Source organism: Streptomyces sp. ADI95-16 (genome assembly GCF_003721495.1).
Taxonomy (GTDB): Bacteria; Actinomycetota; Actinomycetes; order Streptomycetales; family Streptomycetaceae; genus Streptomyces; species Streptomyces goshikiensis.
In genome coordinates this window covers 3664977-3687353 of the sequence record NZ_CP033581.1, presented here as the reverse complement: position 1 = coordinate 3687353, position 22377 = coordinate 3664977, and the positions used below count along the sequence as shown (strand labels likewise).

The following is a 22377-nucleotide window of genomic DNA, read 5'->3' as shown; positions in this document are numbered from 1 at the left end:
TCATGTGTCAACGGTAGTTAACGACCATGCAGCGATCGTGAATGCTGGCGATCTCTGCAGTGGCTCTGAGGGTCGTGCTGTGGTCCGGGTCGGCTGAGGCTTGTCCGGTAGTCGGCCGAGGAGATGCAGGGCGAGAGGGGCATCTGTATCACGCTGGCAGTAGGAGCGTGCTGCCCGTCTTCTAGCGCCAGGATCCCGGGCCGGTTCGGCTGAGCCCTGGCAGTGCACCTGCATGCTGCGTCCGGGTTGGGGTCATGGCTCCACGCCGCATGGCGTGCGCTGCGCGATGCCCGGCCGGACGCATCCACTGCATGGGCAGCGGGCGGCCTGTGGACTGCTTGCGACTCGGAGCTTTTCATGGCGGGGAGGGAATCGGTACACGAAATCATGCGCAGTCCTTTCGCTGGTTCCCTTCACCAGGGGGTGCTACATCAGTAGCATGGGTGGGGTGGGTACGCATTGCGAGCGTGACTCCGCCACACTTGTCAGGTGCCTGGAGGAACGAGACGTGCGAAGAGGCCGAACGAGTTCGTGGGCGGCGGCGAGTGGCCGCATGCCGTGATGCAGGCGCACCGTGGAGCCCTCGTCGCCCAGGCCATCGCCCGCGCGCTTTCCGAGGCCATGGCGGAACGGGGTATGAGCGCCAACGCGCTCGCCCGCAAAAGTGGCGTCAACCGCCAGGTGATCGCGAACGTCCTCAACGGCACGGTCTGGCCGGACATGCTGACCGTGGTCGATCTGGAGGGCGCGCTGGGCGTGATGCTGTGGCCCGTTCACGTGGAGTGGCGCATTCCTGCGCCTGGCGAGGCTCCCGAGGGCTACAACGATGTAGTGGATGGGTCGTCTTCCGCAGGCTCGAGCGCATCGGATGGCGTTGGGTAAGCAACGGCGCCAGATCGCTATTGACGGTCGGATGTGGCGGTAGTGGGTGATGAGAGCCCCGCCCAGACTGCTCGCCTGGCAAGCCCAAGGGGATCAACCGTATCTGCGTCGGGCAGCTCACATCACGCCAGCATCGTCTGGCACTCCTCGCACCGCCGCACCGTCTGTCGCACGGTATTTCCCTCTGTCGCGGTCGCCTGGTAGCTGCTGCTCAAACCGGTCCCAGAGGCCGGTCGGAGGTTTCACCTCACAAGCCCACCCTCACGTCGTATTAGGTGTCCACGCGGTAGACGATCTTCCCGTCGAACTCCGCGAACCCCAACGACTTGTAGAAGGCACGCGCGCCGGGGTTGTCGCGGTCCGTCATCCACTCGACCCGACTGCATCCCGGACGCGCGACGGCCAGGGCACGGAGCTCGTCCATGAGGCGCGCGCCGATGCCCTGGCGACGGAGGGTGCCGCGGACATAGAGCTCTTTCAGGAACAGAGAGTGTGAGGAGCCAGCCGCCGGCCAGAGGAACGAGTAGGCGGCCAGCCCGACGAGATCACCAGCCTCGTCCTCGACCAAGAGAGCGGACGCCAATGGCGGGGAGCCGAAGAGCGCCTCCTCCACCTGGGAGCGGCGCTCCTCGAGCGGCTGGATCTCGGTCGATCCGTAGAACCGTTCGATCTCCTCGATCAGATCGGCCACTGCCGCGGTGTCGCGCCTTTCGGCGGGGCGGATCGTCACGGTCATCGACATCTCCTGTCGCTCTTTCATCGCTTCACTCGTTCGTTTCAATACGTGATCCTGGCGTGGCGGCACGGCTCGTGGCTACGGGGGCGTCAGTGCCTGAGGAGCCCAGCCGTGCTGGCGCAGGGAGTCCTGAACATGCCGGATGAGGTACTCCAGATCCGCGCAGTAGACCGAGGGGTTTCGGTAGCCGCGGTCGGTGCTGAAGCGGTGCGGTAGATAGCCCCCACCGCACACCTCCACCAGAGGACAGCTCTGGCACTGATCGGCGAGCGCGGCCTTCCCGTTCTGCCGGTGCAGGAGCTTCGGATGGTGAAGGACCTCATTGAAGGACTGGCTGAAGACGTCGCGTCCCAGCCAGGAGGCGCCTTCCTCGACGGACCGCAGGGTGTCCACGCCCTCGATCGTGCCGTCCGACTCGATCACGATGCTCGTCGGCGGGGCCAGGCCGAGGGACTCCACCGAGCTGTGCACCCCGGAGTTCAGCGCCACGATGTCCTCCAGCATGCGCACACTGTGCCGCTGCTCCGGCCGGGCGAGCCAGGCGTCGTAGACGCGGGTCATCCACAACCCGTACTCGGGCACACTCGGGTCGTCGCGATGTGGTGGCTCGTCGTGAGTCCCGTGCGGCAGTCCGAAGTCGATCACAGGCGGCTCGAACGACGCCAGGTAGTCGTGGACCTCGACCGGGTCGTTGGCCAGGTGGACGACGGCGAGCAGCCCTGCGAACAGGTGCGGCCGAGACCGCAGGAGTTCGATGCCTCGTACGGCCGAGGCGGCGCTCGATCGCGAGGCGTGTGTCAGCCGGTGCCGGTCATTCGCAGTCGGCGGTCCGTCGAGGCTGACGCCCACGACGACCTCGTACCGCTCGAAGAGGTCCAGCCACGGCTGGGTGAGGAGTGTCCCGTTGGTCTGAGGTTCCCCCGCTGTGCGGGAGGTGCTGACTAGCTGGTCAGGATAGGTTGACGTGGTTTCAGGTTCACTTGTTCGGTGGCTGCCTGGGTGGCGTAGTGCTTCTCCTCGTACTCGATCGGGCTGAGGTATCCGAGGCGCTTCTGGATGCGGCGTGGGTTGTAGAAGCCGTCGAGGTATTGGAAGAGCGCGAGGTTCGCCTCGGCACGTGTGGCGAAGACGCGGCCGCGGACGCACTCGGTCTTGATGAGCATCCACAGGTTCTCCGCGAGAGCGTTGTCGAACGAGTCGCCGACCGATCCCATGGACGCCTGGATCCCGGCTCTGACCAGGCGCGTTGTGAGCTTCACGGACGTGTATTGGCAGCCGTGGTCGGCATGGTGAATGAGCTCGTCGGCGGCGGGTTCGCGGGAGGCGAGGGCGTACTCGAGGGTGGTCAGGACCAGGTCGGCGTCCGCGCGGGCGGAGGTTTCCCAGGCCACGACCCGGCGGGAGAACGCGTCGCGGATCGCGGACAGCCACAGCGGGCCCTCCAGTGTCGCGATCATGGTCAGGTCGGTGACCCACAGCCGGTTCGGACCGGCCGCGGTGAAGTCGCGTTGCACCAGGTCAGGGGCCAGTTCGGCGTCCGGGTCGCGGCGGGTGAAGCCCTTGCCCCGGCGGGGGCTGATCCCGGCGAGGCCCGCCTGGCGCATGAGCCGTTCGACGCGCTTGCGGCCGACGTGGACGTCCTCGCGCTTGAGGACGGCGTGCACGCGCGGTGAACCGTAGATCCCGCCGGACTCGTCGTGGACCTTGCGGATCCGGTCCGTCAGCTCGGCGTCCCGGCGGCGGCGCTCGCACGGCTCGGACTCGGCCCGGCGCCACCGGTAGTAGGTGGAGGAGGGAATGTTCAGTTCCCGGAGTACGTGCTCGACCCCCAGGTGCGGGTGCGCATCGAGGAGCGCCGTCACCTGGGCCGGGTCGGGTCGAGCTGGGCCGCGAAAAAAGCCGAGGCCGTCCGCAGGACCTCGTTCGCCCGCTTGAGCTGGACATTCTCCTTCCGCAGAGCCGTCAGTTCCTCGCGCTCGGCGGTCGTGAGGAGATCGCCTCGATCGCCGGCGTCGGCCTCGGCCTGCCGGATCCAGTTCCGCAGGGCCTCGTGGTGCACACCGAGTTCCTCGGCCATACGACGGATCACCGGCTTCGGCTCGGTGGTCCGATACATCCGGACCGCACGCTCACGCAACTCCAACGGATATTTCCTCGGTGCAGGCATCGTCTGGACTCCTCTCATGAGACCCATCTGACCCCCTGTCACCACTTCCCGCATCTCGGGGGAACCTCAGTCTGGAGCTCGAAACGGACCGCCACACCGGCCGGAACACCCTCCCGTACGGCGCCGAGCAGGTCCGCCATGTGCCGGGGGCCGGTGAGCAACGGCTCACCACCGTGCAGCACGACGTGCACGCTCCCCAGGCCGTGCACCGCTGCGTGCTCACCGATTCGCAGCCCAGCCGCCCGGGCCACGTCCGCACTCATCCGAGCAGGCAGGTGCCGCCACGCCTGGTCAGCGGAGTTGAAGACGTAGCAGTAGTCGCAGTCGATGTTGCAGCGATTGGCAACCTTGAGGATGAACGACCGAAAGGGGGCAACGTCCGCGCGAGGTGTCATCGAGCGGAACGGCTCAAAGAGGCCAGGTCCAGATCAGCGAAGCGTGGTGACCACCCTCGCCGGCGTGGTTCGACGCCGTCTGCTCGGCCGCCAGCCGCCGCCGTACGCGGACGGCGACACGATCCAGGACGACCGAACCGTTGATGGACTCCGCGACGACAGGCGCCGGAGCCTGCGGTGCGGGAACGGGCGTACGTGACGGCATTCGACGCTCCTCGGGGCAGTGCAACGGTGATTGAGGTGGCAGACCAGCCCGCAAGGTAGCAGCGCCGCTACCCTCGGCAACATATCGAATCCGGCCACCTGCCCCGCTACTCGGCCCGCGGCGCAAGTAGCCGCTCGACGACATCTGCCGCCCCGCCCACACCCAACCGTCGGTACACATCGCGCGCTTCACGCAGCGCCCCTTCGCCCCGCGCCCGTTCGCCGGCCGTCCAGTCGCAACGGCCGATCCCCTCCAAAGCCCGTGCCTCCTCAAGCGGGCAGCGGATGTCGCGGGCCAGCCCCAGCGCCTGCTCGAAGAGTCCGCGGGCGGCAGCCCAGTCACCGGAGGAGTGCAGCAGCGTCCCCCAGTGGTTCAGGACCTCCGCCTCACCGCACCGGTCGCCGAGGTCTCGGAGGATGTCCAGACTCCGCCTGAACGACTCGACGGCACCGTCCCGCTCGCCGGCGACCCCGCGCGCCGCACCCAGCTCGCCCAGAGCGGCGGCTTCGCCACCACGGCTGCCGAGATCGCGGTACGAGCCCAGGGCGTCATCCAACAGCCGGATCGCCTCCGTGACGTTCCCGTCCATGCGGCCCAGTACCCCGAGGTAGCGAACGCTGTTCGTGCGGCCGAACCGTTCACCGAGCTCGGTGAAGTACTCCAGCGCCCGGGTGTGAGCCTCCCGCGCTCCGGTGGGATCGCCGGTCAGGCGCCGTACGACTCCGAGCTCGTTGAGGGCGTACGCCTGGTGGACCCGGTCGTCGAGCTCCTGGTAGATGTCGAATGCCTCACGGTGACGCTGGGCAGCCAGCTGATACTCGCCCAGGAGACAGTGCACGACGCCAAGGTCCCGCAGTGAGTTGGCCTCCCCGTATTGGTCGCCCAGCTCCCGGTAGAGCGCCAGCGCTTCGGTCTGCGCCGCCACCGCTGTGTCGAACCGGCTGGTCTGGCGGCGCACCATGCCGAGGTCCGCGAGCGCGTTCGCCTGGCCGAGACGGTCGCCGACTTCCCGATAGAGCGCGAGGGCCTCGGTCTGCGCCTGGGCAGAGGCGTCGTTGTCCGCGGTCATGTACCAGACGATGCCCACCTGGTTCAGAGCGTCGGCCTTGCCTCGCTTCTCGCCGACCGCCTCGTACTCCGTCACCGCCTCGTTCAGTGCCTCGATGGCCTCGGGGTAGGCCGCCATGAAGCGCCGGACGACTCCGAGCTCGGCCAGCGCGTTGGCCAGCGCCCGCCGGTCGCCGGTGTGCCGGGCGGCCTCGGCGGCGGTCCGGTGGAGGCCAACGGCTTGGTCCCAGGGCCCGGCCTGCCGCAGGAAGGGCGCCATCGCCGCAGCCATGTGGATCACCAACTCGTGCAGCGCGAGATCGTTTGCCCTTCGGATGCAGGCCAGGACGTTGGCCCGCTCGTCCTCCAGCCAGCCGAGAGCCGCCGTACGTGAATCAATGGGAGGGGTCTCGACCTGGGCGGCGCCATCCAGAGAATTCGGTGTAGAGGCGCCGTTGCGGGCAATGTGTCTGTTCGCGACAGCGAGGACGGCCAGGTAGTAGGAGCACACGCGCTGAACGGCATGAACAGGGGTCATGCTGCCTCCCTCGTCGGCGAGACCGCGGGCATAGTCGCGTAGAAGGTCGTGAAGCCGGAACCGGCTTCCCGGGTGTTCCTCGATCAAATGGGCGTCGTAGAGCGTGTCGAGTCCCTCGCGTGCCGCCACCACCGAGACCGAGCCGAGCGCGGCCCCGGAGAAGGCATCGAGCTCGGTTCCAGGGTAGAGGCCGAGACACCGGAAGAAGTGCTGCCGCTCAGGTGTGAGGTCCTGGTAGGACAGACTGAACGTCGCGGCGACCGCGCGCTCCCCAGCTCGGAGCTCTCCCAGCCGGTCCCCGGCGGTGACCAGACGCGCACGGAGATCCTCGGCGCTCCACGACGGGCGATGGCGCAGCCGCGCGGCGAGCAACGACACCCCCAGTGGCAGGTACCCGCACAGCTCCACCAACTGCTCGAGGACGGACCGATCGAGCGACTCCGGCGACCGCCCGCTGAGGCGTACGAACAGGTCGACCGCATGCTCCGCCGGCAACGCCTCCACTGGCAGGACCACCTCCTCGTACGCAGCCAACCGCTTCCGGCTCGTCACCAGCACGAGACAGTCGCTCCCGCCGGGAAGCAGGGGCTCCAGCTGGCGATAGCTGGACGCGTTGTCGAGGATGAGCAGTGCCTTCTTGTTCGCTAGCTGGCTCCGCCACATGGCCGCCCTCGCCTCGGTGACCGCACCCAGGTCGTCGCCGACAGGGATCCGCTGCGCCGGCACTCCGGTCGCCGCCAGCAACGATGCGAGCGCTTCCGTGGCCTGTACGGGGGGCCTTCCTGTCGTGTGCCCGTTGAGATTCACGAAGAGCTGGCCGTCCGGGAACCGCTCCGACAGCACATGTCCTGCGTGTACGGCGAACGTCGTCTTCCCGACTCCTGGCATTCCGTCGATCACATGCACAGGCAGCGCCTCGCCGCTCTCCTGCGAGTTCCGTACGGACCGCACCAGCGCCTCGAGCTCCGCGGTCCGGTCGGTGAACGCGGTGGTGTCGCGCGGCAGGGACCGCAGCACGAGGGCAGCACCCGGAGGCACCGCCCCTTCCTCTGGCTGGGGCGTCGGCGCAGCGCGGCGTTCCGGCGCCCCCGACTCCGACAGCGCGGCAAGCAGCACCGCCAGCCCGACCATGGCCCCGCCGAGCAAAGCGAACGAGAACCAGCCATGCCGCTGCAACCACCCCAGCCACCCGGGCCACTGCGACTCGGACACGGCGTTGGTGACGAGGCCCACGAGCATGGTCGTAACGGCTCCGCCGGCGGCCACGACGGCGACGGAAATCCCCCGCCGGAGCCTCATACGTGGGTCGTCTTGACGGAGCAGGGATTGGTCCGTTCGGGCTGGCCGCCTGTGGCGCGGCACGGCCTTCCAGCTGTAGCTCTGGTCACGAACGCAACCCCCGAATCCGACGCCCTATCGCGCATAAGCGGACCAGCTCTCACGGACCCTGGTCAAGGTCAGCTCCCCGCCACACAGCGGCTCGTATCAGCCAACCTGTGCGTGGCTTCTACGCCGGGCGCACCGACGCCGCCTTCACGTAGCCAGCCAGATGACCAGGTGAATGTGCTGCTGGTCGCCAGCAGAGAATGATCTTCGGCAATGGGTGTGTAGTCAGCCCTGGTAGCGTCGCCAAACGCTTGATCACGGGCGCCCTTGATGGGGGCCACCGGGGCGAAGAGCGAGAGAACATGCGTGTGGCCAGGTCGGTACGCGGGGTCGTGCTGGCCTGCTGTAGTAGCGGCGGCAATGGTGACAGCCGAGCCCAGGACAAGAACGGGATCCCTCAGCCGGGCTATAAGGCGAAGCCGCGTGCGGAGCTGAAGGTGCCGTTGGCCTACGACCCGGCCAAGGGCTGGGATGCAGCCTTGAACTGGGTTCCAGGCGTGGTGCGGATGATTCCCGTGACTGCCGCATCGCGCTCGGGTGTGATCGCCATGATGCACGCCGCCTCCAACGGGTACACCGCCCACCCAGCGCTCGACGGGAGGTGTGGGGATCCAACCCCAGCGTGGCGCAGTCACCAGATCCTCGGTCAGGTGGGTGCAGGTCCAGGGAGGTGTGCGTACTGCGTCGGGGAAATCAGAATCGTGTCCGCAGGGAACGCCGCCACTCCTGCCGAGGCTAGGGTGCGGGACGCGCCTTTGGTGAGGATCCGTCGGGCGGGCACGCACAGCCCATTCCGATGGCGAAGTCACGTTGATCGCGGCGCACTTCCGCCGTGGCTTGGACCAGCCTTCACCCTGTACCTGTCACCACACGATAGGCACTTTTCCCGTCAACCTCTGTGAACTCCAGGGCCTTGTCTAGGGCCCGGGCAACCGGGCTGCTATTGCGGTCTGTATACGTCCAATCCGCATGTGCCGGGGGTAGTACGCAGGCCAAGGATATGAAGCTCGCTCATGAGGAGGGTGTCGACGCCTCGCCGGCCAGAGAAATGATCTGGTGGCGAGGTCGGCGAGATCTCCAGCCTCGTCCTCGGCCAAGAGCAAGCAGCCCGTGGCAAGGACCGAAGAGCGCTTCCTCCCGGTGCTGCGAAACTAGGATGCTGCTAGTGGCCATCGATCAAGGGGACGCGCCATGGGGGATGTTGAAAGGCCCGAGCTGCTACCGGACTGCGACGTGCCTGCTCGCTTCAGACAGCCTGACGATGTCGTCCAGACCTGTCTCGTCCGGTTGGCTGACGACTCGCTCGGCGAGAACTGGCGGACTTCGAGTCTGCGGGCGTGTGAGATCCGTGGCGGGGCGGCACTGGCGGCAGCGTCGTTCGTGGTCAAGACGCCGGGACCTTGGAACGAGGACTTGCAGCGCATCCTGCGCCTGTCCGGGGTTGGTGTCGACCGGCCTTCCTATTCCTCTGCCGAATACGTCGTCGGCCTCTGCTATGTCGCGGGAACCAAGGGTCTGCCGAAGGGCATTCGTCACAGGGCCGCTGATGCCCTAGTGGATCGTGGGCGTGATGTGGGTTACGCGGAAGCCCGATATCTGCTGCCCCGGAACGGATGGGGCTGGTTGGCGGATGCGGTGCGCGAGGGGTGGGCAGTGTGGACCGCGAGCCTCTTCGCCGAAGACGAGACCGCCCCGATGAAGACCCGTATGAGGGTAGGTCTCGCTCTCGCTGAGTATGAGTACCCGGGCTCTTACGTACCTTCGGCCGTGGAGCAGCTGGTAGCAGACCCGGCCGCCGCGAGTGCGGACCGACTTGCCCTGGCAGTGGCCGTTGCACAACGTGCTCCCAAGGAAGCGGTGAGCCTGCTGTGCTGCCTCGCATCGGACCCGCTCATCCAGGCTGGGCATCGCATGCAGGCCATCCGGGAGTTGGACGAGATCGACATCGTGGCGGCCGAGAAGATGCGTGCCAGTCAGACACGTCTTCCGACAGTCCAGGTGGCGCGGGACCGACAGCGTGAAGCAGCCGAACGGGCTCAGGGGGAAGCAGAGGCCCAGCGAGCCCGGGAGACGCCGGAAGCCGTGGTGGGCCGGCTCGAGTCCGAGGTCGAGGAGATTCTGGGAGGCCTTCGGAGTCGCGGGTCAGCCGATTGGCTGGCTGACGAGCTCGACAATCACCTTGCCGAGAGCGACTGGGAGGGAGTCTCCCAGGACGTGGCGGATATCTGCGGACTGGTTCGTGACGAAGATGTCGAATCCGCACTCCGCCTGCTGGAGGTTCTCACTCGCGTCAGGTACGGCAGCGAGGTGGACCCGGCACCGGACGAAGCTCCCTCGAATGCGGCGGCGGGTCAGGACTTCCCGATGCTTTCCCGGCGGGAGCTGGAACAGTTTGCGCGGACCGAGGCGGAGCGCTCCTGGTTGGTCTGGAAGGGGCTCGTGGAGAAGCACGGCTGGGACGACGACCCGTCTGATGAACTCGATCACCAATTGCACGAAGTCGACCAGACGGTGGGAGCGGCGCTCTGTCAGAAGGCAGGCGATCATCTGAGGGAACTCTGGAATCACCTGGTGTGGGAACTGTGGCCTGCGTTCGTGAGCGCCGCGGAGGAGAGGGACTACGCCTGTGCCCGGGAGCACCTGGCAACTGCGAGACTTCTCGCGGACGAGGTGCAACACGCCCAGACCCTGTGGCGGGACACGTCGGCCGAGAACTACTCCTTCGACCCGATGACCATGTCGTGGCCCCGTGACTTCTGGATGGTCATGGAGGACTGGCGCCGGGGCACAGGCAGGCAGTGACGGGCAGGGGTGGTCGGTCGCCTGATAAGTCAAGCGACCGGCCCCCACCGGCGGAGGTTCTCGGGGCCCTGTCGAGACACGTTGGTCAGGGGTTGACAGCCGTACGACCTGCCTCTTTACCCAACTCCGGACCTTGGGGGCGTGTTGGGTTACGAAGGGCGGGCCGTACCGGAAGGCGTGCCCCGGCAACCCTCTGAAGCGCGACCCAAAGGCACCTGGCTACCGCCTCCCCTAAAGCAGGCCGCTGGAGGCTGCACCTCTGGGCCCCCGAGCCGTCGGCCCACTCTCGGATGCGCGGCAGGCAGATGAGGAGGGACCTGTAGTGTGCCCGCCGTGAAGAGCGGAGACCTGGTCATAAGCCGACCGAACGACGGTACGGATGAAGCTGGCATCGGAATCGTATGCCTCGTAGGAGACGCACGCGTGGTCGTGGAGTGGTCAGACGGTCAGCGAACAGAGATTCCGCTCCCTGCCCCCTCCGACATCGAGGTGGCGCCTGCCGGCTCCCTACGGCATCGCTCGCTACGAGACGCCGAGGCCCTTCAACGGGAGTTCGCCGAATGTCCGGTCTCCGTCCTGGTGACCCTCCTCGGAGAGCGGGGCGGCACCGCGTCCTTCGGTGACCTGCGCCGGTGGATTGGTGAGTTCGAGCTTGCGGGGGGATACGACAACACTTGGTGGGGCAACGTGCGCAAAGAGCTGGACACGGATCCTCGTGTCACCAAGGTGAGGGGAGGAACGCAGTGGAAACTGCTCCCGGCGGATCGCCTGCCTCAGGAGCACATGCCGTCTATCGCGGTTGCCACGGCTGAGCACGATGACGTCGAGGCAGCGGTGAAGACAGAGCCCTGCTCGGGCAGCGCTCCGGAAAGCCCGATGTCCTCGCTTGCGGCGGAACCGGGCGGGACGGAGTGCGCCGTCGGCCTTCTGGACGAACAACCCTCTCAGGCCCGGGTACTTCCGGGCGGCCCGGTGGAGGAGGCCGAGGGCCATCACACGGATATCCATGAGCTGTCCGAGGCTAGCTTGGGCCTATCGTCTGACGAGCGCGATCAGTATGCAGCCGCGCTGAGGCGACAGGAAGCCGCCGCAGAAGAGCTCCGGGCGGAACGGGACCGGTTGCGTCTCCGCGTCTCCGATCTGCAGGCCGAGTGCAACCGGTCCGACGAGCAGGCCGGCATTCTGAGGCAGCAGTTCGCGGACGTCTCCTCGACGCTGGTGGAGGCCGATCGGCGAGCTGAGGCCCTTGCCGACAAGGTGCAGCGGAGGGAAGAGGAGCTGCGCCAAGTACGTCAGGCGGGAAGAGCCGTCTCGCAGTCCCAGTTGCGGCAGGCTCGGATGGACGGGCTGCGGGTGCTCGCAGCCGTGTTGGCCGAGGTCGCGGACCATGTGGTTCACGCGGCGGACATGAGCGGATCCGCTGCTGCCGATGCTTTGTACCGCCGGGTCCTGACCCAGGCTGCGGCGGCGAATGTCGCGGATATCGGCGTCGTCGGCGAGGAGACAGGCTTCGATCCTGTGCGCCATCGGTTCACCACGACCGGATCCGCCGCGCGGGTCGTCGTGGAGCGGCCAGGGTTCGCGTGGCAGCCCGGAACGCCACAGGAGGTCGTCCTGGTGCCGGCGTCGGTTCGAGCCGCCGAGCAGTAGGCATAAGCAAATTCTCGATATTGGCGGAGGGGCGCCGTCTCCTGGGGGCCTCCGCGGGGAGGGGAACATGCGTGGGTGAGGGAAGGCCCCTGGTGGGCATAGATTTCGGTACGGCCACCACACTGGTGACACAGAGGCTGGCGTACGGCTTCGCCGAGACCGTGCCGATCGGAATCAGTACCTCCTGGATCCCCAGCGTGGTCGCCGCCACGACCAGGGGAGAGCTTGTCTTTGGAGAGCCCGCAGAGGCGATCGGTGGTGCCGCCGCCGTGCGGTCCGTCAAGCAGTACATCACCGACGACATGCACGGACCCCTGTCGCTCGGCACGTGGGAGTTCACCCCGGACCGGCTGATCGCTTCCCTGCTCCGGCATGTGCTCCTACTGGCCAAGGCCAACGAGGCCGACACCGACGACGCGGAGTTCCGCCTGGCCTGTCCCGCGATCTGGGACGGGCCTCGCCGGAGGCGGCTGGCCCGGCTGGCCACGGAGGCGGGCATCCCCGTGACGGTCGCCGACATCGTCGACGAACCGATCGCGGCAGGTCTGGCCTGGTCGGAGGGGTGCCACGAGCGCGACGGCCGTCCGCCCGAGGGCACCGTTCTGGTCTTCGACTACGGCGGGGGAACGCTGGACATCGCCCTGATGTCCGTGACGGAGGACCTGGACGACCTGGAACCGGAGTTGACGGTCCTCTCGGCACGCGGCGTTCCGGAGGCCGGCGACGCGCTGGACCGACGGATCGCGGCTGACCTGGAGCGGGATCTGGAGGCACTCGGCATGCGCGTCGATCGCCTGCCGGACCCTCGGACCGTACGAGCACTGCTGCTGCTGGCGGCCCGCCGTCTCAAGGTCCTGCTTTCCGATACCCGTTTCGATAGGCAAGGCGTACCGATCGGTGGTGGTTTCACCTCCTTCCCCATGCTGGAGTACACGCGGCAGCGTCTGGAGAACGCCTTCCGTCCGCAGCTGAACCGGGCTCTGGAGTTCGTGCGAGCCGCCCTGTGCGAGGCACGGCTGCGTCGTCAGAATGCGCCAGATCTGACCGCTCTCGCCCGGATGCCATTGGAGGAGCTTGCCGGAGACGTCGACTACGTACTCCTGGCCGGCGGGATGTCCCAGATCCCCCTGATCCGTGAGGAGTTCTTGCGCTTCTTCCCGCAGGCTCAGGTGGAGTACGACCAGTCACTGGAAACTCCGGAGGAGTCGGTGGCGACGGGGCTCGTGGTGCGCTCCGATCGGTATCACCGGCTCAATCTCCCAAGACCAGGGTTCGATCTGGTGCTCGAATGGCAAGGCAGGGACGGCAGGACGTATCGTGAGCTCCTGTATCCGGCGTTCAAGCCGCTCTACTCCGCCGACCAGGTCTTCCGGAGGGAGAGCGACCTAGCCCACCGGTACGACAGCCAGGTACCTGGGCTTACAGGAGACACCACCGCCGCGCTCCGCGCCGTCTCAGTCGACGGCAAGGCCCTCGACTTCGTCGTGGATGGCGTTCCGACACCTCATCTTCCGATCAGTCTCCGACGGTTCGCCAACTTCACGTTCACGCTGAAGGTCTCCGGAGAGATCTACGTCAAGGACTGCGCCTACCGGGAATCGCGCTTCCGGGTGGAGCGGTGGCCGATTCTGCGAGCCGGACAGCGTGACTCCGTGAGCCTGAGTACCGTGCACAACGTGCTCCCGGATCAACGGGCCGTCAAGTTCACCGATCTGTACTCGCACCCTCACCAGTAGGCGTGAGGTGGAGTCCGCTGCCACGCTCGCTCCCCGCCTCCCGGCTCAGCCTTCGATCACCACAAGGGCAACCGTCTCGGTGGACAGGCTGAACCGGGAGTCGCGGTCCATCTGAGCGAGACGGGCGTCTCGCTGACCTTCCAGGAGTCCCACCCGGGCGGCGTGGAGACGGCGGATGGAGGTACTGTCCACCTCCTGCGCGAGCCGGCGGGCCTGCTCGATCTTGTGACGGTAGGTGTCCTCCACAGTCGCACGCCGACCTGCCGCGAGGGCCACGTTCTCCGCCTGGTAGGTCTGTTTGGCAGAGAACTCCCTCTCTGCCGCCAGATCCTGCACAGTGTCGAATACATCCGGGAGAAGTTTCGAGATCCGGGCAGGAAGCGGCTCCGTCGCCCCTCCGAGCCCGCCATCGGCGAGACAAGTCAGGAGCGCGGTGCCCACCCCTGGCACCTCCTGGAGGGTCGCGGTGTCGACGGCCGTGGTCCAAAGCTCACGTCGAGGCCGGGCACCGTCCACCTGCGCCAGTCTGACTTCGACCAGGTATCGGGACCCCGGCGGGAGGCCGGGCACCCTCACCCTTCCGTAACGACTGGTGGACTCGGTTCGTTCGGCGAACCACCAGTGGGCGGTGCGCACCAGCGGATGCCTCACGCTGAGCAAGGGGGCACCAGTCTCCGTGGAGGTCTGGGCGGTGAAGCAGGCGCGCAGCGACCGACGACGATCCGCGAGACTCGCCATCAGATCGCTGCCCCGGGAGAGGGCGAAGACCCCGGCGTCCTGAGCTTCGTACATGATCTGGCGCAGTAGGCCGCTGCCGGTGATGTCCATCAGGTCGTCGGCGGACGGGACCGGATCCATCCGGCCGACGCCGCTCTGGTGGAGGAACGCGTCGAGGAGCCCGCGGATCTCCCGCGGTCCCAGGTATCGGCCCCGCCCGGGGGTGTGTTGGTCGAAGCCCTCCACGAGCAGGTCGTCCAGGCCCGTGAGGTACTCCCGGGCCTTCTCGAGCGACGCGATGTCCTTGTCCCGGTCGACGCGGGCGACATCGATGCGGTCGATCTGGCGCTGGCGCTCCTTCTGGGTCAGATGGGGGTTCAGCACCACGCGATGGAGTTCGCGTAGCTGGCCGTGGAGAATCGGCTCCAGCTCACCGATGGAGTCCTGAAAGACGCCGATGCGCTGATAGAGGCGCTGGAAGATGTCCGTCTCGATGGTGCCGGGCACCTGCATGTTGAAGATGAAGATCTTTTCGTGCTTCTGCCCGAACCGATCGAGCCGACCGATGCGCTGCTCGACGCGCATGGGGTTCCACGGCAGGTCATAGTTGACCAGCACATTGCAGAACTCGAAGTCGAGGCCCTCGCTTCCGACCTCGCTCACCAGGAGAAGGTCGAACTTCCCCGCGCGGAAGTCAGCCATGATGGCAGTACGTTCCTGCGGTGGCACCCCGCCGTGCATCACCCGCACCCGGAATTCGTTACCGAGCCGCTCCTTCAGGTACTCCAGAGTGCGTTTGAAGAAGGAGAACACCATGGCCTGGCGCAGCCCCTTGGCCTGGGCCTCGCGCAGCATGCCGACGAACGCCTCGAACTTGCTGTCCTGGGCCAGCGGTCGCAGCAGCCCCGGCAGGACGGCGAGCTCCTCGCCGTCCTGATCGGCAGCCTGCTTGACCTCCTCGGGCGCGACTTCAGCCTCAGCGTCGTCAAGGAGAGCCGTCTCCTCATCAAGGAATCCGGGGCGGTTCGTGGGAGCCTCGCGTGTGCCTGGACCAGCGGACGTCCCGGAGAATCGCTCTCTCAGCCTCTGCTGCATGGCGGGGATACAGCTCGCGGCCTGCCGGAGCCACATCTGCGCGGCGAACGCGGACGCCGTCCCGCTGCGGGCGGCACGTCGTAGGCACCAGTCGTGGAGTTGATCGTAGAAATCACGCTCCGCTGCGGTCCAGGTCACCCTCACGTCCTCGGGCACGCGTACAGCCTTGGCGTCGGGCGTGTCAGCCTTGCGCGTGCGGCTTACGATGCCCGCCAGGGCATTCAGCTCCGCAATGTTCCGCCTGGTTTCGGAGAGCTGGTGCGCCGAGAGGGGCGTCGAAGTCGTCAGGATCCGGCGCAGACGCGTGAACTCCGGCCGCTTCGCAACCAATCTGCCGAAAGTGGATCCCGACACGCGGTCCAGCGTAGGCAGCAGACCGCTCGCGCCGCCAGGGGTGGAGCCGACCCCACCGGCCAGTCGGGCCGCAACGGTGTTGAGGTGTCGATTCGGCTCCAGCTGCGCTTCGAAGACGCGGGGATCGGGGAAGGAGCCCGGATCGAGCAGGTGGACCAGGTTGTAGAGATCCTGGTTTCCGAGGTTCAACGGGGTCGCGGATAGGAAGATAAGGGCGTCTGCCCAGTCGGCCAGTCTGCTGACCGCCGCATGGCTGCTGGTCTGCGCATTGCGCACGTAGTGGGCCTCGTCGACGATCACCAGGTCGAAGCGCGGTTGGAGCTCGATGAGCTCGTCCAATTGGCCCACCCTGCGAAGGCGCTCCAAGGAGATCACCCCGGCGAAGGGCTCCTCGTCGTCGCCTCGGCGCAGCGTCTTGAGGAGCTCCTCCATGCCGTTGTTGTCGAGGAGGCGCAGCCGTCGATCGAAGCGCTGTTCCATCTCGTCCTGCCACTTCTGGACGAGCGCGGCCGGACAGATGACCAGTCCTCGGAAGTGTGTGCCGGCGCGCCGTGCGGCTCGCCTCGTCAGATGGGTGCGCTGCTCCAGCTCGTTCCAGATCAGTCCTGCCTCGATGGTCTTTCCGAGACCGACCTCGTCCGCGATCAGAAGCCGCTGACGATCCGAGTTCATCAGCTTGAGAACGGGGCGGAACTGGTAGGGGCGGAACACAGTGCGGCTCGACTGGAAGGAGTACACGGTGTCCGTGAGCGGAGTGCTGAGCTTGGCCAGGGTCAGCGTCAGCGCGGTTTCAGCCGCCGAGGCAGGTGATCCGAGTATCCACTGTTCGGGGTCGTCACACACTGCGGCGACGGCTTCGAGGTCTTCCTCGAAGACCTTGATCGATCGCCCGTCGACACCCCGCAGGGTGTACTGGACGACTTTCCCACCCACTGCGCGCGCACGGACGACGGTGTAGGCGCTGCCCCGGCCCGTGACCCGCACGACGTCACCGACGGCGTGAATGGGCTCGACCGACGACACCTCGGGCTTGGGCATCTCGAGCTGAGTCCGGCACGCGCGGTACAGCAGGAGGGCGCGATGCAGCAGGTGACTATCCTCGACGTCGCGCAGCCGCTTGCGTTGAGTAGGCACCGGTGCGCTGCCGTCGTACAGGGCAAGGGCCGCGGTACGGCCGCCAGACCGCCGTGACTCGAACAGGTACAGCCCCGCAGGCAGGTCCTGGCCCTGTCGGAAGGCCGCCTCCGAAACCTTGCGCATGTGCGGCAGGCCAAGCCGGTCAGCAGCTTCCGACGTGTCGTAGAAGACCTCGATCGTCTGACTCAGGGTCTCCTTGCAAAGGCTCGACTCTGCCCATGGCCGGTACTGGAGTATCGCCATGTCGTCATCGGCCGGTACCCCACCCGATGCCCCATCGGACGCGCTGTCCGACGACAGAGGTCTGTTCATTTCCCACCCCTACCGAGCGCTGCTTTCGGCAGTGCCTGTCTACGGTGATCAGAAGGCCTGGGCGATGACCGCCGCTGAGTCCTGCGGGCCGCCTCCCCCGACCAGGCCCCAGCCAGAACCGCTACTTCGCGATGTCCCGCCACCACGCGGCGACGCGGCTGTCCATCCAATAGAGCATTTCGGCCTTGCCCGTCGTGCTGTCGGAGCCGCCCTGACTGTTCTCGATCGGCCAGCGCTTCTCCTTGAACAGCTGGCCGGAGATTCGGCTGAGAGCCGCGTGTTCGTTGCTCTGCTGACGTTCCAGAAGTCCGGAGCACTGAAGGACCTCCGTGAAGGTGATCTTCTCGTCGGGGCGCTCGGCAGTGACCTCGAACAGGGCTCGGACGCCGGGGAGATGGTTCACCCTGCTCCACAGCAGCGAGACCTGAGCCTTGGTCCACAGACCTTGGCGACCGAGGTCGATAGCAGTCTCGGTTCCGTCGATATCGGCAAGCAGTCCGTTCAGCTTGTCGCGCAGCGCTTCGACGTCGACGAGCGCGGCGACAACCGCCGCGCGCGTGGTCGCATGCTCCATGGCGAACTCCCCCAGTTGCGACTTCGTGGACGACTCCACATGGATGCTCACCATAGGAGTTCGTCCACGAAGCCACAAGGCATTGCCGAGAGTTCCCCCGCTGCAAGGGATGGCGCGGGCCGGTGCGAAATGGTTCTTCTGACTCGCAGCGGCCCGCGTTCGCATCTTGGCTCAGCTCTCCCCAGTGCCGTTCGTGGACCACTCGTTGGCGAAGTGCTCCATCTGCTTCAGGACCAGGTCGATGGCCTCCGGTGTCCCGTCCGGCGGGTAGTTGCGGCGGGCCAGGAGACGCTTGATGGCGCTGCGGAGGCGGGCGCGGACTGGCTCGCGGGCGATCCAGTCCGGCTTGAGCTTGCTGCGGACCTCCGCGACCAATTCGCGGGCAATGCCGGCCAGCACCTCGTCGCCCATGACCGAGCGGGCCGTGCCGTGGTCGGCGACCGCGTCGTAGAAGGCGAGCTCGCGCCAGTCCAGCGGCGGCTCGAACTTCTCGCCGCGCCGGGCGTCCTCCATGACTTCCTTGGCCATCTCCACGAGCTTGGCGATGAGCTCCGCGCTCGTGCACTGCTGCCGCATGTACCGGACCATGAGGTCCTGCAGGCGCTCGGAAAAGGTCGTGCGCCGGACGATGTTATGCCGGGTCACCTCGCGCATCTTGCGCTCGATGAGCCGCCGCAGGGCCTCTGCCGCCAGGTGGGGGGTCTCGCTGCTCTGCAGCTTCGCGACGAGCGCGTCGTTGAGGTGCGTCAGGTCGGCGGTCTCCAGACCTGCCTCGGCGAGCAGGTCGGTCACCCCGCCGGTCTCCACGACCGAGGACGTCAGCTGCGCCAGGTACAGCTCGACGTCGCGGGCGATGGGGAGGCCACGGGCCTCGCGGTTCATCGCGTCGATCTTCGCCATGTAGGCGCGGACCTCGACGAAGAACTGGATGTCCCGCCGCCAGGCCGGGTGGTCCGGGAAGCGTTCGCCGATGTCGGTGGAGCTGCCGCAGAGCGCGTAGAAGCGCTCCAGCCGGTGAGCCTCCTCGCGGTATCGGCGGCCGAGCGTCTGACGGGGATCGTCGAGGGTCTCCGGGTTGTTGCCCGCGGTGGCCGGGTCGAGGAGGTAGTTGGCGGCCCGGAGCGCGGCATCGATGAACGCCGTCTTGGAGGGCATGTCCAGACGGGCCCGCCAGTTGAGGCCGCGGAGGAGGTCGTTGAGGATGTCGTACTGGTTGCGCAGCTCGTCCAGCGCCCGGTCGAGATCCTGGCCGAGCGTCCGGTCCTTCTGGTCGGCGTCGGTGTACTCGGCGATCGCGCGCTGGAGGTTCTCAGTGAGTGGCGCGTACCCGACGAGGAGGCCGTCCTCCTTGCCCCGGAAGCGCCGGTTGACGCGGGCCAGGGCCTGCATCAGGCCGGCGCCCTTGAGCGGCCGGTCCAGGTACATGGTGTGGACGGGCGGAGCATCGAAACCCGTCAGCAGCATGTTGTTGACGATGAGCAGCTGCAGTTCGTCCTCCGGGGCCTTGGCCCGGTTGATGACGGCCTTGCGGCGGCTGTCGCTCAAGGCGTGGGCGAGGAGCGGGGGGTCGTCCTTACGCGTGTTCGACGAGAACACGATCTTGATCGCGCCCTTGTCGAACTCGTCGCTGTGCCATTCGGGCCGCAGTTCGCGCAGGGCGTCGTACACCCTGACGCAGATCTCGCGGGTCGCGCACACGATCATCGCCTTGCCGGTCGCGCCGTCCGCCTCGGAGACGCCGACGAACGGCTGCATCGCCGTCCGGCGTGTCTCCCAGTGCTGGACGAGATCGGCGGCGAGGTCCCGGATGCGGGCGGGCGCGCCGTACAGCGCGTTCATCGTGGCGACGGCCTGCTCGACACGGGTGCGCTCGACGTCGTCGAGACCGTCGGTGATCCGGTCGGCCTCCTCGTCGATCGACGTCGGGTCGACGTCCCGGTCCATGACGAGCTGGATGACCCGGCTCTCGTGGAAGACCTTGACCGTCGCGCCGTCGTCTGCGGCCCGCTTGAGGTCGTACACGTCGATGTAGTCGCCGAACACCTCGCGAGTGTTGCGGTCGGCCTCGGAGATCGGCGTACCGGTGAAGGCGAGGAGTGTGGCGTGCGGGAGCGCGTCGCGCAGGTGACGGGCGTAGCCGTCGAGGTTGTCGTAGTGGCTGCGGTGCGCCTCGTCGACGACGACGATGATGTTCCGGCGGTCGGAGAGGAGCGGGTGGTCCGCTCCGGACTCCTTCTCCTCCTTGGTACGACCGAACTTTTGTAGCGTCGTGAAGAGGATGCCGCCGACTCGCTTCGCCGCCAGCTCCTCGCGCAGCTCAGCGCGGGTGAGGACCTGCTTCGGCGTTTCCGGGAGGATCTCGCTCTCCAGGAACACCGAGTACAGCTGGTCGTCGAGGTCCGTGCGGTCCGTGATGACGACGACGGTCGGGTTTAGGAGCGCCGGGTCCTTCATCACCAGGGTGGTGGTGAGGACCATCTCCTCGGACTTGCCCGAGCCCTGTGTGTGCCAGACGACGCCGGCCTTCCCGTCGCTCGCAGCCGCAACTCGCACGGCTTCGGAGGCACGGGTCACCGCGTGGTACTGGTGTGGCTTCGCGATCCGCTTCATCCGCTTCGACGGCACGAAGTTGACGAAGGACTTGATCAGAGAGAGGAACCGGTCCTGGGCGAACAGGCCGTGCAGGGCCAGGTTCTGGCCCGAGTCCCATATGCCCTCGGCGGAGAACGGGTCGACACGCTCGCCGAGCTCGTCCGTGTTCCAGGGCGCGAAGTGCTCGTACGGCGTGAACGGTGTGCCGTACTTCGCGGTGATGCCGTCCGAGACGAGGACGACCGCGTTGTACCGGAACGCCGTCGGGAACTCCTCGACGTAGCGGGTGACCTGGGAGTGCGCGTCCTGGAGGGTGGCGTCCTCGTCACCGGCACGCTTGAGCTCCAGCACGGCTAGCGGGAGCCCGTTCACGTACAGCACGACGTCGAAGCGGCGGCGCTTCTCGCCGTCGATGACGGTGACCTGGTTGAGGACGCGGTACACGTTTCCGGCCGGTTCGTCGAGGTCGACGAGCCGAATGGTGGGGTTGTGCTCGGCCCCGAACGCGTCGGTGTAGGTGACGGACCGGATGCCGGCGGTCAGGTGACCGTGCGCGGTGCGGTTCTCCTCGTACGTGTCCTGCGAGCCGGGCGTCGTGGCGACACCGACCGCGTCCCGGACGGCGTCCGGCGGCAGGTCCGGGTTGAGCCGTTCCACCGCCTCCCGGAGGTCCGGGTACAGGATCAGGTCGTCCCATGACTTCCGGTGCCCGGAGCCAGGCGCGAACTCGTTGCCGGGGGCGGGCTCCCAGGCAAGCTCGCCCAGCTCATCAAGGGCGAGCAACTCCCAGTCGGACTCGTGGGGGCGGTGGTTCTGTCCATCGTTGTCGGGGTGCGTCATGCGTGGTCCTCGACAATCTTCTCGGCGTCCTTGACGCGAAGCAGGCCGGACATGAGCTGGGGGAGAAGCGTGTCGCGGAGGGCGGCGAGGGTCTGAGACTCCTCCCGTGCCGCTACCGCCCGGCTGGCCAGGCTCCTGATCTGTGCTCCTGTTTCACCAAACTGGCGAGGATCAACGACCTCCGTCGTCATGACCTCCGTAGGGCGGACACGCTGGTGGCTCTTTGAGGTCCCGGTCACCTTCGAGGCAATATCCTCTAGGAAGCTCCGCTGACCAATGACCGACCACAGCTCATGAGTAGACAGGGCGCCACGGGGAGTCAGGACCAAGAATTCGGTCGAAGCCAGCGAGGGGACTCCAGGATTCGGGGTGACGTTCCAGACCCGGGGAATATCCGGGTTCAGCTTGGAGAGCAGGACAGACGGCTCGGTTACCGTGAACTTTCCACTCTTGATCGATTCAGGGGATACGCGCTCGGGAAGCTTTCCAGTGTCGAATGCTGGAAGGCTGTAGTGATCAACGGTCTCATCCGTGATTCCCTGTGGTGCAACCTGGTCCTTCTGAAGCTTGCAGATCTCATCGAGACGGACACGCTCCCGCCAAAGCCCACCGGATACGAGAGTCATTGCGAGGTCATCAGCCACGGCCGCGATGCGCTTGTTGAGGGCGATCTTGTCATCCAGAGCTCCGAGAGTGGAGGCAACCGCGGCTTGCTCGGCCACTCCGGGAAGAATTACCGGTAGGGATCGAATCGTTGGGAGATTGAGGCGCTCGGCAACGGAGCCGTCCCGGTGGCCGTGGACGTGCGCCGCCATTACGGGGGAGTTCAACCAGTACCGCAAGAAGCGAAAGTGGACCTTCTCCGGGTTCGGCCTGATGAGGACCATTCTTTGCCCGAGGCAGACTTGTACGTCAGCCGGAACCTCGGCAGCGATGCCGAAGTATGTCCCTTCGCGGCTGTATAGTAGATCACCATGCTTCGGCTCAGCCCGCCTAATGCGATCTTGATAGGTTTCGGGAGAGACGTGGGCCGCTTTGTCCGCCCTAAAAATTCCCGTGATGACGTCCTGGGTTCTGGCCACGTAAGGGCCATCCGTAGTCAAATTTGGCGTCGAATGCGGGCAGTCGAAAATGCCGAAGCATACCGTGTCCAGATGTGCCCATTTCCAATCTACCGGCACCCCATCCATGCCCCCAGGGATTCGCCGAATC

General features: G+C 66.7%; 15 protein-coding genes. 4 read left to right on the top strand and 11 right to left on the bottom strand.

Translation table 11 applies throughout. The features are described from left to right. Window positions 1–531: 531 nt before the first annotated feature. Window positions 532–882 (top strand): helix-turn-helix transcriptional regulator, encoded by a 351-nt coding sequence (locus EES41_RS16100; RefSeq protein ID WP_254211463.1) that lies wholly within the window; start codon window positions 532–534, stop codon window positions 880–882. Window positions 883–1153: 271 nt separating this feature from the next. Here the strand turns inward: EES41_RS16100 and haaN are convergent, their stop codons facing one another. The 7 genes from haaN to haaT all read right to left on the bottom strand — a co-directional run bounded on the left by haaN (window position 1154) and on the right by haaT (window position 7269). Next, window positions 1154–1618: a cyclophane-containing RiPP N-acetyltransferase HaaN gene (haaN, locus tag EES41_RS16095; RefSeq protein WP_123082499.1), complete on the bottom strand. Its 465-nt coding sequence runs from the start codon at window positions 1616–1618 to the stop codon at window positions 1154–1156. Window positions 1619–1696: 78 nt separating this feature from the next. Then, window positions 1697–2467 (bottom strand): hypothetical protein, encoded by a 771-nt coding sequence (locus EES41_RS16090; protein WP_254211462.1) that lies wholly within the window; start codon window positions 2465–2467, stop codon window positions 1697–1699. A gap of 92 nt (window positions 2468–2559) precedes the next feature. Further along, a complete protein-coding gene (locus EES41_RS16085; RefSeq protein ID WP_164495652.1) occupies window positions 2560–3480 on the bottom strand; it encodes an IS3 family transposase in 921 nt (306 codons plus the stop codon). Continuing rightward, window positions 3477–3785, bottom strand: a complete 309-nt coding sequence (locus EES41_RS16080) for a transposase (protein ID WP_302186139.1) — start codon at window positions 3783–3785, stop codon at window positions 3477–3479. Before EES41_RS16080 ends, EES41_RS16085 begins: the two co-directional genes overlap by 4 nt. Before the next feature lie 38 nt (window positions 3786–3823). Further along, a complete protein-coding gene (locus EES41_RS43000) occupies window positions 3824–4048 on the bottom strand; it encodes a hypothetical protein (protein WP_254211461.1) in 225 nt (74 codons plus the stop codon). A 145-nt stretch (window positions 4049–4193) separates the two neighbouring features. After that, window positions 4194–4385, bottom strand: a complete 192-nt coding sequence (gene haaA / locus EES41_RS16070) for a HaaA family cyclophane-containing RiPP peptide (protein WP_123079067.1) — start codon at window positions 4383–4385, stop codon at window positions 4194–4196. A 106-nt stretch (window positions 4386–4491) separates the two neighbouring features. Next, window positions 4492–7269, bottom strand: coding sequence for a cyclophane-containing RiPP biosynthesis TPR protein HaaT (haaT, locus tag EES41_RS16065; RefSeq protein WP_174261692.1), 2778 nt, complete (start codon window positions 7267–7269; stop codon window positions 4492–4494). A gap of 1278 nt (window positions 7270–8547) precedes the next feature. On the opposite strand from haaT, the gene EES41_RS16060 reads away from it, so the two are divergent. The 3 genes from EES41_RS16060 to EES41_RS16050 all read left to right on the top strand — a co-directional run bounded on the left by EES41_RS16060 (window position 8548) and on the right by EES41_RS16050 (window position 13544). After that, the gene (locus EES41_RS16060) at window positions 8548–10158 is read left to right on the top strand and encodes a hypothetical protein (RefSeq protein ID WP_164495855.1); all 1611 of its coding nucleotides are present in this window, start codon (window positions 8548–8550) and stop codon (window positions 10156–10158) included. Between the two features lie 423 nt (window positions 10159–10581). Further along, window positions 10582–11808 (top strand): hypothetical protein, encoded by a 1227-nt coding sequence (locus EES41_RS16055; RefSeq protein WP_123079063.1) that lies wholly within the window; start codon window positions 10582–10584, stop codon window positions 11806–11808. A 197-nt stretch (window positions 11809–12005) separates the two neighbouring features. Continuing rightward, the gene (locus EES41_RS16050; RefSeq protein WP_164495854.1) at window positions 12006–13544 is read left to right on the top strand and encodes an Hsp70 family protein; all 1539 of its coding nucleotides are present in this window, start codon (window positions 12006–12008) and stop codon (window positions 13542–13544) included. Between the two features lie 45 nt (window positions 13545–13589). On the opposite strand, the gene EES41_RS16045 is transcribed toward EES41_RS16050, so the two are convergent. From EES41_RS16045 to EES41_RS16030, 4 genes are all read right to left on the bottom strand, one after another. Continuing rightward, window positions 13590–17090, bottom strand: coding sequence for a DEAD/DEAH box helicase (locus EES41_RS16045; protein WP_164495853.1), 3501 nt, complete (start codon window positions 17088–17090; stop codon window positions 13590–13592). 190 nt (window positions 17091–17280) lie between these two features. Continuing rightward, window positions 17281–17733, bottom strand: a complete 453-nt coding sequence (locus EES41_RS16040) for a hypothetical protein (protein ID WP_123082497.1) — start codon at window positions 17731–17733, stop codon at window positions 17281–17283. 171 nt (window positions 17734–17904) lie between these two features. Next, entirely contained in the window at window positions 17905–21165 is a 3261-nt protein-coding gene (locus EES41_RS16035) for a type I restriction endonuclease subunit R (RefSeq protein ID WP_123079057.1), read from the bottom strand. Further along, a complete protein-coding gene (locus EES41_RS16030; protein ID WP_164495852.1) occupies window positions 21162–22247 on the bottom strand; it encodes a restriction endonuclease subunit S in 1086 nt (361 codons plus the stop codon). The genes EES41_RS16035 and EES41_RS16030 overlap by 4 nt, the downstream gene beginning before the upstream one ends. Between the last annotated feature and the right edge of the window lie 130 nt (window positions 22248–22377).